Genomic DNA, 12,983 nt, shown 5'->3' with positions numbered 1-12,983 from the left:
GGGTGGCCACTGTGACCATGCGAAATATCATCAAGATCTATGGCGAATTCGTCGCCATAAAAGGCGTCGATATTGACGTCGAGGACGGCAGCTTTGTGGTGCTGGTGGGCCCATCCGGCTGCGGCAAATCAACATTGCTGCGCATGATCGCCGGACTTGAAACCATATCTCATGGTGAACTCAGGATCGACGACAAGCTGGTCAATGATCTGCCGTCGCGCGACCGTGGCATTGCCATGGTATTTCAGTCGTACGCCCTCTATCCGCATATGAGCGTTTCCGACAATCTGGGGTTTGGCCTCAAGATCAGCGGTGTCAATGCTGGCGAAATCGACAGGCGTCGCGATGAAGCCGCTGCCATGCTGGGCCTTGATCCCTATATGGATCGGCGTCCCTCTCAACTCTCGGGAGGTCAGCGTCAGCGCGTCGCCATTGGCCGCGCCATGGTGCGCGATCCTGAAGTCTTCCTGTTTGACGAGCCTTTGAGCAATCTGGACGCCAAACTGCGCAACCAGACCCGTATCGAAATCAAGCGCCTGCAGCGCGAACTCAAGGCGACGGTCATATTTGTGACCCACGATCAGGTCGAAGCCATGACATTGGCAGACAAAATCGTCGTATTGCAGGATGGACGGGTCGCCCAGATCGGCTCGCCTCTGGACGTGTTCGAGCGCCCACGTAACCAGTTTGTTGCCGGGTTCATCGGCGCACCGTCGATGAACTTGCTGGATGCAACGGTAGGTTCCGACGCCAATGGACCCTTGATCAGGGCAGGGGGCATTGATGTTGCTGTTCCACCAGATCGCTTTGATCTGCCACCTGAGGGCACGCCCGTTGTTTTGGGGGTGCGCCCCGAAGACATTGTCCCCGAGGGGCATGGCTCGCGGCCGACCCTGGGGGCCGACTTTGCCGCAAAAGTCAATTTTGCCGAAATGCTTGGCAATGAAAGTCTGCTGTTTGCCCATCTCGGCGACACCGAGATCGTGGCACGCATGCAGCACCCGCGAGCCGTAGATCCAGATGAAACATTGAATTTTCGCATCGACGGATCGCGTGTGCACGTTTTCGACAAGCAAACGCAGGACACGGTTCTCAGGTGAGGCCGGTCCTGAAAACTGTCAAAGGGAGAGAAGTACCATGTCACTATCCAAGATACTGTCTGGGCTGACACTGACCGCGTTTCTGACGGCGGGGAGTGTTCAGGCACAGGAGCTAAAACTCTATTCCGACAAGGCCGAATGGCACCCGGGCATTGCTGCGGTGACCGATGCCGCAGGGGCGGCGGCCGGGACGACGATTAATGTGCAGGACCTGACCCCGACCGACAAATATCAGGCCTTTATGCAAACTTCGATTGCCAGCAACAATGTGCCGGCCTTCTTTACCTGGTGGAACGGTAACCAGCTTAGTGACCTTGTCGCCACCGGCGTTGCGGCGGACTTGTCCCCCTATTGGGACCAGGCCATCGCAGATGGTGATTTTTCGGCGGCCCAGCGCGAACTGGTCAGCGTCGATGGCAAGCCCTATGGCGTCCTGCTCAATGTGGCCAACTGGGTTGTGTTCTACAATACCAAGGCGTTTGAGGAAGCCGGGATCGCCGCGCCGCCCACAACGTGGGATGAATTTATCGCCGCCTGCGACAAGCTGAAGGCTGCCGGTTACACCCCGATCAATGCGCCGACTACCGGCGGGTGGATGCCGTTCATCTGGTTCAGCCAACTCGTGTTAGGGACTAGCCCCGACGACTTTGTCGGGCTGACCGATGGCACAGTGCCCTATGACGGGGCAACCGTTCAGAACGCCTTCAAGGTCTGGGGCGAAATGTATGACAAGGGCTACTTTACCGACCCGCGTGAACAGGACGATCAGAAATTCTTCGTGGACAGTTCAGCGGCCATGTTCCTGGTCGGTGACTGGCATTCAGGCACGTTCGCCGCAGCAGGCATGGAGCCAGGCGTCGATTTCAAGACCTTCCTGATGCCCGCGCTTTCACCCGACGTCGAACAGTCGGTTATCGTTGAAGCATCGCCTATCGTTGTTTCGGCCCAGGCGCTGTCGGCTAACGCCGATCTGGGCAAGGCCGTGCAGTCCATGATGGGTGAACAAGCATCAACCGACCTTGGCACCGAGATCCAGGTCTATAACGGTAACCTCAAGGCGCCTGCACCCAACGCCACCATCGAAGCCAACAAGGAAATGGTCGCTTCTGCCAATCCACGGGCACTGGTTCGTTGGTGGGAAGCCGTGCCGTCCCAGATCCAGGGTGATCTCGTGGCGTCCATGGGGGCATTCATGTTCAACCCGACCCCTGATCAGGCTCAAAAATCCATGGCCGAAATGCAGGCTATCAATGCCGACTATTGGGCCAATCTCTAGCCTTTGCACTGCGCGGCTGCCCCGAATCGGGCAGCCGCGCGACCAATAATGGGAATGCGATCATGGCCTCCAATGCTACCCAGATGCTCAGCCCCGAAGTGATGCGGATGGCGCAGGCTCGCGAGCGGAGTTCTGCCTGGCAACAGACGCGCGTCGCCTGGATTTTCATTGCCCCCGCCGTGATCATGGTCACAATCTTTCTGCTGACGCCGGTGGTTTTCAACGTCATTTTGAGCTTTACCAAATGGCGCAAGTTTACCGGTCTTGATCAGTTCGCCGGGTTCGCCAACTATCAACGCCTGTTCGTTGTTCCCTATTTTTCCGAAGCGTTGGGCAATACCGCCCTATGGGTGGTGGGCGCGATCATTTTTCCCCTGGCTCTGGGGTTGGGGCTGGCACTTTTGCTGCGCAATATCCCGTTTCAGGAAACGTTCAAAAGTCTTTATTTTCTGCCCAAGGTGCTGGCGCCCACGGCGGTCGGTGCCATCTGGTATTATGTCTACGCCCCCCACGGTGTGATCAATTCGGCGGTTTCGGGGCTAACGGGCAGCGAGTTCGATTTCGGCTGGATTTTCGTTCCCGAAACCGTAACGCTTTCGATCATCTTCACCTTTGTCTGGCAAACCGTCGGCATCACCATGGTGCTGCTGCTGCTGGGGTTGGCGGCGATTCCGCGCGATCCACTTGAGGCAGCCCGGGTTGATGGCGCCTCTCAATGGCAGATTTTCCGGCACATTATCTGGCCGTTGCTGATGCCCACGGTACTGGTGGTGACAATTTTGAATGTCGCCGCAGGCTTTACCACTTTTGATCTGTTGTGGGTCATGGCCAGCAGCTATCCCGGCAAGCGCACCTTATCGCTGGCGGTCTACATGTATTACGAATCCTTCTCCAACGGCGCCTGGGCCTATGGTTCGGCGGTCGCGGTAGTGCTCGGCGGCATGGTGATCACGGTGAGTGCCGCCCTGGCTGTGGTGCAGTCGCGCGTCGAAAAAAGCATCAGATAGGAGCCGGTCATGGCAGTAGACATTACCGACCAGAACTTTATCAACGCGTTGATTGAAAAAGAACGACGCGCCCAAAAGAGCGGTGGGCGCTGGTTGGTTGTGCCCATCATCGCCTTGACCGTCGCTTATCTGACCCCATTCTATTATTTGTTTGTCACGATCTTCAAGACAACCGAGGAGTACGCAACCAGCGGGGTTCTGGATCTGCCCAATTCGTTGGCACCGATCGTTGATAATGTGGTTCAGGCGTGGACCTTGGCCAACCTTGGTGAGGCCGCGATCAATTCCCTGACCTACGCCGGTATTGGGGCCGCCTTGGCCGTGGCGTTTGCCGCAGCCGCTGCTTACGGCATGACCCGGCTCAAGCTGATCGGCGCCAATGGCTGGTTCATGCTGATTTTCACCGGCACGCTATTTCCATTTCAGATGTATCTGGTGCCGCTGCTGTTCGGCTATCAGCGGTTGGGACTGGTCAATTCCTGGCTGGGCATGTTGCTGATCTATGTGGCGATTTGCATCCCGTTTCCACTGCTGGTGCTGCGCAATTCATTTTCGGGTATCACCCACGAAGTCGATGAAGCGGCCCGCATTGAAGGCGCCAGTGAATGGCGGGTGTTCATCTCAATGATCATCCCCAATGCGACCGGACCGTTGATTGCATTGTTTTTGTTGCAATTCACCTTTATCTGGAACGACTTGCTGTTCTCATCCATCCTGGCCAATGGCATTGAAGTGCGCTCGATCATGGTGGCGCTGCAATCGTTACAGGGAACCTATTCCACGACGGGCCCAAATGTGGTGATAACAGCCACGCTGATTTCGAGTATCCCAACCGTTCTCATGTTCATCGTTCTGCGGAGATATTTCATGGCCGGTTTGCAACTCGGTTCAAAATGAAAAGCAAAGACATTCCCAGATCTGCGGACGACAGTGCCGACGCGCGCAGCGGCGATGAAACCTATCTGTTTCAGCGCGCCGGTGGATCGATTGCCTCGCAGGTATATGATCATCTGATGCAGCGCATTCTGGACATGGAACTTGAACCATTTCAGGAATTGTCTGAGGCGCGCCTGGCAACCGAGTTCGGTGTCAGTCGCACCCCGGTGCGTGAGGCGCTTGCGCGATTGGCCCGTCGCGGACTTGTCGACATCCTGCCCCAGCGCGGCACTCGCGTTTCGCCGCTGAGCGAGGAGTTGATCGCAAAATCCCGCTTTATCCGCGAAGCGCTGGAACGACCATTGGTTCGCTTGGCAGCCGAAAAGCTGACCTCGGAGATTGCGGCGCTGATGAACCGCGAAATAGCCCTGCAAAAGACTTACGCCACGCTCAATGATGATCAGGGGTTTCTTGATTCAGATGATCAGTTCCATGCCCTGATTGGCAGAGCCGCAGGGTTTGAGTCGATCTGGGACGAGGTGCGTGAAGCCAAGTTTCACATGGACCGTGTGCGCCGCCTTTCGCTCTTGAGCCAGCAGCACATGCTCGACCTGGTGGCCGAGCATGAAGATATTCTTGAAAAAATGCTGGCCCATGATGTCGATGGCGCTGACAAGAGCATTGCCAGCCATTTGACTTCAGTCATGCACGAACTGGATCTGATCCGCTCACGTACGCCGCAGTATTTTGTTGGGGACAGTGCCCCAAACCGCTGATTGCTGTCGCCTTAGTCGAGGCGCCCGTTGGTGATGTTTTTCGATAGCGGGGCAGGGCGAACGACTGGTGTGGTGATGTCGACCACGGCACCCGAACGTGATGAGGTTTCAAAGGCCTCCATGACCTCAAGCACATGAAGGGCAAGATCGCCGCTGGCCCGATGGGGCCGGTCGCTCAAAATGGCATGGGCCATGTCGGCCAGTCCGATCGAGCGATAATTGCCATCGGCGTAGGGCATGTCCGTATCGACATTGGCCCACTCGCCGCCCTTGCTCAGCATTTCGATCTGCCCGCCAAAATTGTTGGGGTCGGGGACAATGAGCGATCCCTCTGTGCCATAGATTTCAATCGGCACATGCTTGTGGCCCGCCACATCAAAACTCATCGTCACCTGCACGACCGCGCCGTTCTCGAAAATCAGCGTGCCCGACACATGGGTGGGCACGTCAACAGGAATGACCTCGCCGGCCCGCTCACTGGCGGTAATCGTGCGGGTCGAGCGCGTCATGGTGCCAATGCCAATAACCTTGGCCACCGGTCCCAAAAGATTGACCAGATCGGTAATATAATAGGGGCCCATATCGAGCATTGGCCCGCCGCCGATCTCATAATAGAACGCCGGGTTAGGGTGCCAACGCTCGTGGCCCGGGCACATGAAATAGGCTGAGCCGCCAATCATTTGACCCAAACCGCCTTCATCGACAAGTCGCCGCGCGGTTTGATGCGCGCCGCCTAAGAACGTGTCAGGCGCCGAGCCTACCCGCAGCCCCTTTGCTTTGGCCGCTGCGGCCAGTTTTTGCGCTTCGGAAAAGACGATCCCCAATGGCTTTTCCGAATAGACATGCTTGCCCGCATCAATGGCGCGCAGGCCAACCTCAACGTGGGCTTTGGGGATGGTCAGGTTAAGAATGATATCAATCGAAGGGTCGACAAACAGCGCGTCCAGCCCAACCGCATTAAGGCCAAACTCATCGGCGCGCGCCCTGGCTGCATCAGGGTTCATATCGGCAACGCCGCGAATGTCGAGGACCGGGAATTCCTTACTGGCTTTCAGGTAAGCCGCCGAAATATTGCCCAATCCGACAATGCCAATACCAATCTTGTCCATAAACTTTCCTCACTGCCGGCCCGGTTCGCCGGATCATTTGCCCCAAGCGCATAACACCGGTGTGGCATACTCACAACTTGATATTGGGCGCGACAAGACACCCCGCCTGTGCACCGCCAATGTAGGATCATTTCGCGTGCTATTTCTTCTTTGATTTGGCCTGATTATGCGCAATGGCGGCGCGGACAAGGTTCTGGAGCGCAGGCTCGTTGACCTTGTCGCCTTCGAAAATATCAATGGATCGCCAGACCTTGCCGCCAAATCCATTATTGAAGATCGTGTTTGGGTCGGGCAGGGCGGCCCCCTGGGCGAGGTCAGCTTCACCTTGTCCCTATGCGCGTTGCCAACCACCAGATTGCCAAAGCGCGCCCAGACTGGGCTACCCATCCATTTCCACTCCTCGGTAATGTCTGGATCAGTTTCCAATATGACCTTGCGAACAGTAGCCAGCATCTTGCCGCGCCAGTCTTCCAGATTGTTGATATATTGGTCTATTTGTTCGGTTGCTGTCATGGGGTCAGTGCCCTCGTATTCTGATCGTGTTTCAAGTGTGATGGCGCGTCGTTGGGCCCTTGCCAGGTCGACCGCGCCATTCGTTGATGTAGGGCAAGAAGAACATGTGGAGGCCGCTGAACAACATCAAAAAGAGCGGCGGCAGCGGTGAATAGACTACCCACGAAGGCGGCGTTCCAACTGCCATAACCGCAAAATTGGCGATAACGGTCGTCGTAAAAATAATGGACAGCCAGCGGTGGACCTTTCGGATACTTAAGCTCAAGTTCATTTGGACCTCCTGTTTTCACGTGCCCAACCGGACTTTTAGTCCAGCTTTGCGAGCACCTCCTCGAGCTTCCCGAAGAATTGCTGCCATCCGAATTTGGCACCGTTGTAAGCTTGGTTCTGGTCGGCACGGAAACCTGCCTGCTCCATTCGCAAGTGGGTGCCCTCAATGGTCGCCGTCAACGTCCAGGTGACGGTGCTTTCAAGCCCCATCGCGTCCCATTTGTAAGCCAGCTTTTTTTGCGGTTCGACTTCAGTCACCGCACAATCGACAGACCCCCAATCTGCTGAGAATTTGAACCGATGCCCCACATCTGGCTGAAAGTCATTGCTCATGAGCCATTCGGAAATCAGGAGCGGTTGCGTCAGTGCACGCCATAGTTTTTCTGGCGGACAAGCGATCTCGCGTTCAATGACAACGGAGCGCGTCGTGGTCGTTTGGTCAGTCATTGGTCCATCCTTTTGAGCAGATCTTCGAGCCGGTTGATCCGATTTTCCCAGAACCCGGTCATTTCTCGTGTCCAATCGTTCAGCGGAGCGAGCCTTTCAAGCTGGGCGCTATAATGCGTTTGCCGCCCCTCATGCCGATCCAGCACCAGGCCTGCCTCCTTGAGCACCTTGAGATGTTTTGAAATAGCCGGCTGGGAAACCCCCGCCTGCGCCGTTAGCCCGCCAACCGTCAAATCCCCCTCGCGGCAAAGCCGTTCAAAAATAGCCCGCCGCGTCGGATCGGCAAGGGTCTTGAAAAGAATTTCGTAAGGTTCTGACATCTCAAACCGATAACTGGTGGATTATGAATTCAATTCATAACCGCCGGGATATGGGTGTGTCAAGGGGGGCATTGCAAGAGCGAAAAGACTAACCGTTTTACCGGTGAAAGTTTGACGCGGACAGGCCGGACTTTTAGGTCAAACCGATTTAGATCGGCTGGCAAGGCGCTCAGCCCAATCGTCTACAAACTCGGCGGACACCTGATAGAAATCTGCAAGTTCCTGCACGCGGTCGCGGGCAGAACCTGCCTCAAGCCGGGCAACGGACTCGCTAACCTTGGCTGCGGTGCGGCGCATGGTCAGGCCGATCGCGGCGACCATCTGGGTGTACGAACCGGGCACGAATTCGTAGTAGTCCTGACGCGATGATGCCGAGGTCGCCATCCTGATGATTTCACGGTTCGCCAAATTTCGCGAATTTGTACTGGCGCTGGCTTTGCTGATTTGCAGTCGCCCTGCCATTTCCTGCAACGACAAGGCACGCCCCTCAACAATCAGCAAACCCAGAATTCTGCCGGCGATGCGCGTGCCGCCTTCGCCCTGCGATATCAGGCCCATCTGCTCGATGAAATGGTCTTCCGGGATCGGTGTTGGTGCTTGATTCATGAGATCACCATTATCAGCTCAATGTGTTTAAGACATGCTGAACAAAGTGAACAAAATCAACCGCAGGGCGTTCCCTGGGTCGGAACACGGGATGGAGGTCAATCGGGCCGGTGCACGATTGTATTGTCGACCTGGCCTATCGCCAGCGCCGACGCGATGCGGTGATCTTTGGTGGCTGATCAGATCAATCTACCGATATCCCTGCCGTCGCCCACTTAATCGTTTTCCGTTCGGCCAAATTGCTGGTTGGGGTGCGGATATTGTCGCGGCCAGATTGATGCGTCGTTGACTCACTGGTGGATGTAAACTAGCCTTTTTGGAACAGACTGATCCAAATGTGGAACACCACGGGATTGGGACGTTGGAGGAAGTCACTCAGTATGCACGCTGTAGCGTGGTCGCGTTTTACGCCACGCATTCGTGCGCCCTGCGGGCCATTCGCCCGCCAGGATTTGCAGAGGGAAGGCATGATCAATGTCGAGCGTTCGACGCACGATTCAGGTGCTTGACCTTTTGGCGCGCAAGGGTCCGCTCGGCGTTCGCGCCGTTGCCGAGCAACTGGCCCTGCCAGTCGGTTCCGTCCATCGCCTGCTCAGCGAACTCGATGAAGAATCGGCCGTAGAACGCGATGGTCAGGGCGCCTGGCAGCTTGGCTATCGCCTCCTTGATATTGTTGAACTGCAGCTCGATGGGCTGGGGTTCCAACGACTGGCCCGCCCGTTCTGCGAGGCAATTGCCGCCGAGGTTGGTGAAACAGTCAATGTCAATGTGACGAGTGGGGATGGCTGCGTCTGCATCGACAAAGTGCGTGGCAATGAAAATATGCAGCTGGACTGGCGGGTTGGCTCGCGTGGCCCGCTGCATTGTGGCGGTGCCGCAAAAGCCATATTGGCGTTCCTCGCCGACGCCGACCAACAACGCATCGTCAATGGACCGCTAAAGCAATTTACCCCCAACACCATCACATCCGCGACGGTATTGCGGGCGGAGTTGGCGCGCATTCGCGAGCGCGGTTATTCGATTGACGCCCAGGAAGTGGTGCTGGGAGTTTTTTGTGTTGCCGTGCCGATTGTGGATCGCACAGGGCGTCCCGTTGGCGCCATCAGTATTTCAGGTCCGTCTCCAAAGGCAGCTGGGAGCAGTGTTCAGCCTCTTGCCTCTCGCCTTGGCGCGGCGGCCGAGGAAATAAGCCGTAGACTTGGTTTTTCGGGGGAGTGGCCGCCGTTGGTTGCTGTGTCCCGTGGCGTTCATGCCGTTGGGTAATTGGGGGGGGGTTCGTGCGTTCTGCGTGGGTAATGAAACTGAAGGCGGGCCAAGAGGCCGAATATAAGCGCAAGCATGACGAGATATGGCCGGAAATGGTCGCGCTGCTCAAAAGTCAGGGCGTCTATAATTATTCGATTTATCGCCATGGCCTCTTGTTGTTCGCCTATCTCGAAAAGCCCGAGGACGCGCCGTCTCAAACCGGCGGCGTCGATCTGGTGATCCAGAAATGGTGGAAGTGGATGGAGCCACATATGGAAACCCACCCTGACGCGCGACCGGTGGTCGAACCCGTCGAGGAGGTATTTCGACTGGACTGAAGCGACCACCCTGTTTCAACCGGCTGGAGGGCCGGAACGGCATACTGAGGAGAAGTCTGTGAAGATCAAGAGTATCAAGGCGTTCGCCATAACCAACCCCATTGCGGGCGGCAATTATGAGGAGGCTCAAGCCAGCGGGGTCGCTCGACGGCCGCCATGGACCAAGGGCGCGGAAGTGGCCAACCCGATGTCGCGTTACCCAAAATACAAGGCGCTGCGCGCCAGCTGGAATTCGGCATTCCCCGCCGTTGGTGTGATCGTTACGGCGGACGACGGATCTTGGGGTTTTGGCACGACGGGATACGGTCAACCGACAATCTCATTGATCAATGACCACATCGGCCCGCTGCTGGTCGATGAGAGTGCGCTGGCAACAGAAAAGCTCTGGGACATGATGATGCGCATCACATCACCATATTCCTCCTCGGGGTTGGCATCATACGCAATCAGTGGCATCGATCTGGCGCTTTGGGACCTCAAGGGCCGTGTCCTGAAGCTTCCAGTGTATGAACTTGCCGGCGGCAAGGCGCGCGAAAAGCAATTTTGTTACGCGACCGGCAACGATACCGACTGGCACATGGAGCTCGGCTTCAAGGCGACCAAACTGGCCTGCCCATATGGCACGGCCGATGGCCTTGAGGCGCTCGACAAGAACGAGGCATTCGTCGGCAAGGCCCGAGATCTGATCGGGCCCCATGTCGAGTTGATGTTGGATTGCTGGATGGCGTTTGACGTCGAATTCGCGGTTCGACTGGCCCATCGCTTGAAGCCGTTCAATCTGAAATGGATTGAGGACTGCCTCATTCCCGAGGATCACACCTCGCACAAGGCCCTGCGGGAACGGTTGCCATGGCAAACGCTGGCAACGGGCGAACACTGGTACACGCCCTACACATTCTTTGAGGCGGCAAAGGATCGGGTGGTCGATATCTTCCAACCCGACATCAACTGGGTCGGTGGCTTTACTGCGGTGCAGAAAATCACCGCGATTGCAGAGGCCTCTGGTCTGGAGGTGATCTGTCACGCGGGCATGAACACCCCGTTTGGTCAGCACTTCAATATCTCGGCACCCAACAGTCGTTGGGGCGAGTTCTTTGTCGGCGGTGCGCCTGGTGTGCCGCTCAAGCAAACCAATAACTATCCCGGCATGGCTGTTCCTGAAAATGGCCATGTGGATGTCAGTGATGAGCCCGGCTTCGGCCACGGCTTGTCCATGAATGCCATCGAAAAGATGGCGCTCTAGACCAACGGCCAAGCAATGGCCAACAAGAGATGGAGAGATATCATGAGACTGCCCCTGCCGAGACGATACCTCCTTGCTGGCGCGCTGGCGCTGGCAACCCTGCCGCTGCTGGCGTCGACGGCGATTGCCCAGGTAGAAGATATGCCGCGCAATGAAACATTGGTGCTGACGCCCTGGGGCGATCAGCCAGCCCAGTTTGCCAATGTGGAGAACTGGCACCCATACCTTACTTCTGTCACCCATCAGCGCGATGTGATGCAATTCACCGTCAATGAAATGCTGTTCTATACAAATCTGAATACGGGCGAGCTGATCCCGTGGCAGGCAGAAAGCTACGAATACGCGCCTGACTTCATGACGGCGACGATCAAGCTTCGAGACGGCGTTGAATGGTCCGACGGTGAAAAATTCACCGCCGAGGACGTAAAATTCACTTTGGAAGCGGTTCGGGACGCGCCTCCGGAATCGCGTGGTGCCGCTGCCTATAATGAGTGGATCAAGGACGTTACCATCAACGACCCGTTGAATGTGACGATCAACTTCAACAAAGCTGCACCGCGCTTTATCCGTGACTATCTGGCGCTTGGCCACGAGAACCACCATACCATCCTGCCGAAGCACATCTGGGAGGGGCAGGATTTTGCGACCTTCACCAACTATGATCCGGATAAGGGCTGGCCGGTTGGCACTGGACCCTACAAGCTGGTGCTCACCACCAATCAGCAGGAGATTTTCGATCGCCGTGATGACTGGTGGGGCGCCAATGCGGGGTTCCAGGATATGCCCGCGCCAAAGCGCATCATTCTTGTGCCGGTTTCCAGCGACGATGCCATGGGCCAATTGCATATCGCCAACCAGGTTGATGGCGGTCGGCAGCTATTGATTGGTACATTCGAGGCGGCACGCGCCCAAAATGACAAATTGCAATCATGGAATACCGAGGGCCCCAACTGGGGTGCGCCAGACGGGTGTGACTATTCACTCGTTTTCAACATGATGAAAGAGCCATGGAACGATGTGAACCTGCGCTATGCGATCAACTATGCCATCGATCGCGATGCGCTCAACGACATTGGTTATGAAGGGTCGCAAAAGCCCGTAACCTATGCCTTTTCGGGCTATATGGCGGGCACATGGCTTGGCGAGGGTAGCCCCTTGCAGGCAGTACTCGACAAGTACAACCTCGATGATCCGTCCCAGGACAAGGTCGACGAGTACATGGCCAACGGGGGCTATGCCAAGGATGGCAATGGTCTGTGGGCCAAGGATGGTGCGCCGATCCGCGTGACCGTTCGCACACCGGCGTTCATCCAGCCGATACTCGCCCCGCTTACCCAGCAACTGAAAAATGCCGGTTTTGACGCGGTACAAGCGCCGGTGGACGATACCTGGTTGCCCGATATCCAGTCCGGCAACTTTGATACCATGGTGTTCGTGCATTGTGGCAGTCTCAGTGAACCGCTGGAAACCTTGCAGCACTATCACAGCAAGTTCTCCCGCCCACTGGGCGAGACGATCCCGACTCCAATTGCTGCATCACGGTACTCCAACCCGGAATATGACGCGATCATCGACCGGATGGATGCTGTGACCGCCGACACCAGTCCTGATTCGGGCTACATGAAGGATGCGGCCGCAGCGCTCGACATTGCCCTGCGTGACTTGCCGCAGATCGACATGCTCGAGGAATTCCACGTGGTGACCTTCAACAACACCTACTGGACCGGATGGCCGTCAGCCGAGGATCCCTATGTGGCTCCCTACACCCCGTGGGAAGCATTTAACGTGGTGATCCACAATCTGAAGCCGAGCGGCGCCGAGTAAATTTGGCTTTCCAACATTGGGGCAGGCGGGTTC

At 56.6% G+C, this 12,983-nt stretch carries 14 protein-coding genes; 9 read left to right on the top strand and 5 right to left on the bottom strand.

Annotation, left to right across the window (positions count from 1 at the left end; genetic code table 11):
• Positions 1-2: 2 nt before the first annotated feature.
• The 5 genes from PSQ90_RS05290 to PSQ90_RS05270 all read left to right on the top strand — a co-directional run bounded on the left by PSQ90_RS05290 (position 3) and on the right by PSQ90_RS05270 (position 5,035).
• Positions 3-1,100 carry an ABC transporter ATP-binding protein gene (locus PSQ90_RS05290; RefSeq protein WP_282212378.1) on the top strand — a complete coding sequence of 366 codons (1,098 nt, stop codon included), beginning with the start codon at positions 3-5 and terminating at the stop codon, positions 1,098-1,100.
• 37 nt (positions 1,101-1,137) lie between these two features.
• On the top strand, positions 1,138-2,376 hold the full coding sequence (locus PSQ90_RS05285) for an ABC transporter substrate-binding protein (RefSeq protein WP_282212377.1): 1,239 nt from the start codon (positions 1,138-1,140) through the stop codon (positions 2,374-2,376).
• A gap of 62 nt (positions 2,377-2,438) precedes the next feature.
• Positions 2,439-3,383 (top strand): carbohydrate ABC transporter permease, encoded by a 945-nt coding sequence (locus tag PSQ90_RS05280; protein ID WP_282212376.1) that lies wholly within the window; start codon positions 2,439-2,441, stop codon positions 3,381-3,383.
• Positions 3,384-3,392: 9 nt separating this feature from the next.
• Positions 3,393-4,280, top strand: a complete 888-nt coding sequence (locus tag PSQ90_RS05275) for a carbohydrate ABC transporter permease (RefSeq protein ID WP_282212375.1) — start codon at positions 3,393-3,395, stop codon at positions 4,278-4,280.
• The gene (locus PSQ90_RS05270; RefSeq protein ID WP_282212374.1) at positions 4,277-5,035 is read left to right on the top strand and encodes a GntR family transcriptional regulator; all 759 of its coding nucleotides are present in this window, start codon (positions 4,277-4,279) and stop codon (positions 5,033-5,035) included. The genes PSQ90_RS05275 and PSQ90_RS05270 overlap by 4 nt, the downstream gene beginning before the upstream one ends.
• A gap of 11 nt (positions 5,036-5,046) precedes the next feature.
• Here the strand turns inward: PSQ90_RS05270 and PSQ90_RS05265 are convergent, their stop codons facing one another.
• The 5 genes from PSQ90_RS05265 to PSQ90_RS05240 all read right to left on the bottom strand — a co-directional run bounded on the left by PSQ90_RS05265 (position 5,047) and on the right by PSQ90_RS05240 (position 8,300).
• Entirely contained in the window at positions 5,047-6,144 is a 1,098-nt protein-coding gene (locus tag PSQ90_RS05265) for a Gfo/Idh/MocA family protein (protein ID WP_282212373.1), read from the bottom strand.
• A gap of 544 nt (positions 6,145-6,688) precedes the next feature.
• Positions 6,689-6,928 (bottom strand): hypothetical protein, encoded by a 240-nt coding sequence (locus PSQ90_RS05255; RefSeq protein WP_282212372.1) that lies wholly within the window; start codon positions 6,926-6,928, stop codon positions 6,689-6,691.
• 35 nt (positions 6,929-6,963) lie between these two features.
• A complete protein-coding gene (locus PSQ90_RS05250; RefSeq protein ID WP_282212371.1) occupies positions 6,964-7,374 on the bottom strand; it encodes an SRPBCC family protein in 411 nt (136 codons plus the stop codon).
• Complete coding sequence (locus PSQ90_RS05245; RefSeq protein ID WP_282212370.1) at positions 7,371-7,694, bottom strand: ArsR/SmtB family transcription factor; 324 nt, start codon at positions 7,692-7,694, stop codon at positions 7,371-7,373. Before PSQ90_RS05245 ends, PSQ90_RS05250 begins: the two co-directional genes overlap by 4 nt.
• Positions 7,695-7,832: 138 nt before the next feature.
• Positions 7,833-8,300, bottom strand: coding sequence for a GbsR/MarR family transcriptional regulator (locus tag PSQ90_RS05240; RefSeq protein WP_282212369.1), 468 nt, complete (start codon positions 8,298-8,300; stop codon positions 7,833-7,835).
• Between the two features lie 474 nt (positions 8,301-8,774).
• On the opposite strand from PSQ90_RS05240, the gene PSQ90_RS05235 reads away from it, so the two are divergent.
• From PSQ90_RS05235 to PSQ90_RS05220, 4 genes are read left to right on the top strand one after another with little or no spacing between them, the layout of a single operon-like run.
• Positions 8,775-9,563 (top strand): IclR family transcriptional regulator, encoded by a 789-nt coding sequence (locus PSQ90_RS05235; protein WP_282212368.1) that lies wholly within the window; start codon positions 8,775-8,777, stop codon positions 9,561-9,563.
• Positions 9,515-9,883, top strand: coding sequence for an L-rhamnose mutarotase (locus PSQ90_RS05230; RefSeq protein WP_328517525.1), 369 nt, complete (start codon positions 9,515-9,517; stop codon positions 9,881-9,883). The genes PSQ90_RS05235 and PSQ90_RS05230 overlap by 49 nt, the downstream gene beginning before the upstream one ends.
• Positions 9,884-9,941: 58 nt before the next feature.
• Positions 9,942-11,126 carry an enolase C-terminal domain-like protein gene (locus tag PSQ90_RS05225; RefSeq protein ID WP_282212366.1) on the top strand — a complete coding sequence of 395 codons (1,185 nt, stop codon included), beginning with the start codon at positions 9,942-9,944 and terminating at the stop codon, positions 11,124-11,126.
• A gap of 42 nt (positions 11,127-11,168) precedes the next feature.
• On the top strand, positions 11,169-12,950 hold the full coding sequence (locus tag PSQ90_RS05220; protein WP_282212365.1) for an ABC transporter substrate-binding protein: 1,782 nt from the start codon (positions 11,169-11,171) through the stop codon (positions 12,948-12,950).
• Positions 12,951-12,983: the final 33 nt, after the last annotated feature.

This window comes from Devosia rhodophyticola (assembly GCF_028816475.1).
In the GTDB taxonomy this organism is placed as follows: domain Bacteria; phylum Pseudomonadota; class Alphaproteobacteria; order Rhizobiales; family Devosiaceae; genus Devosia; species Devosia rhodophyticola.
This window is presented reverse-complemented; position numbering and strand designations above follow the sequence as displayed.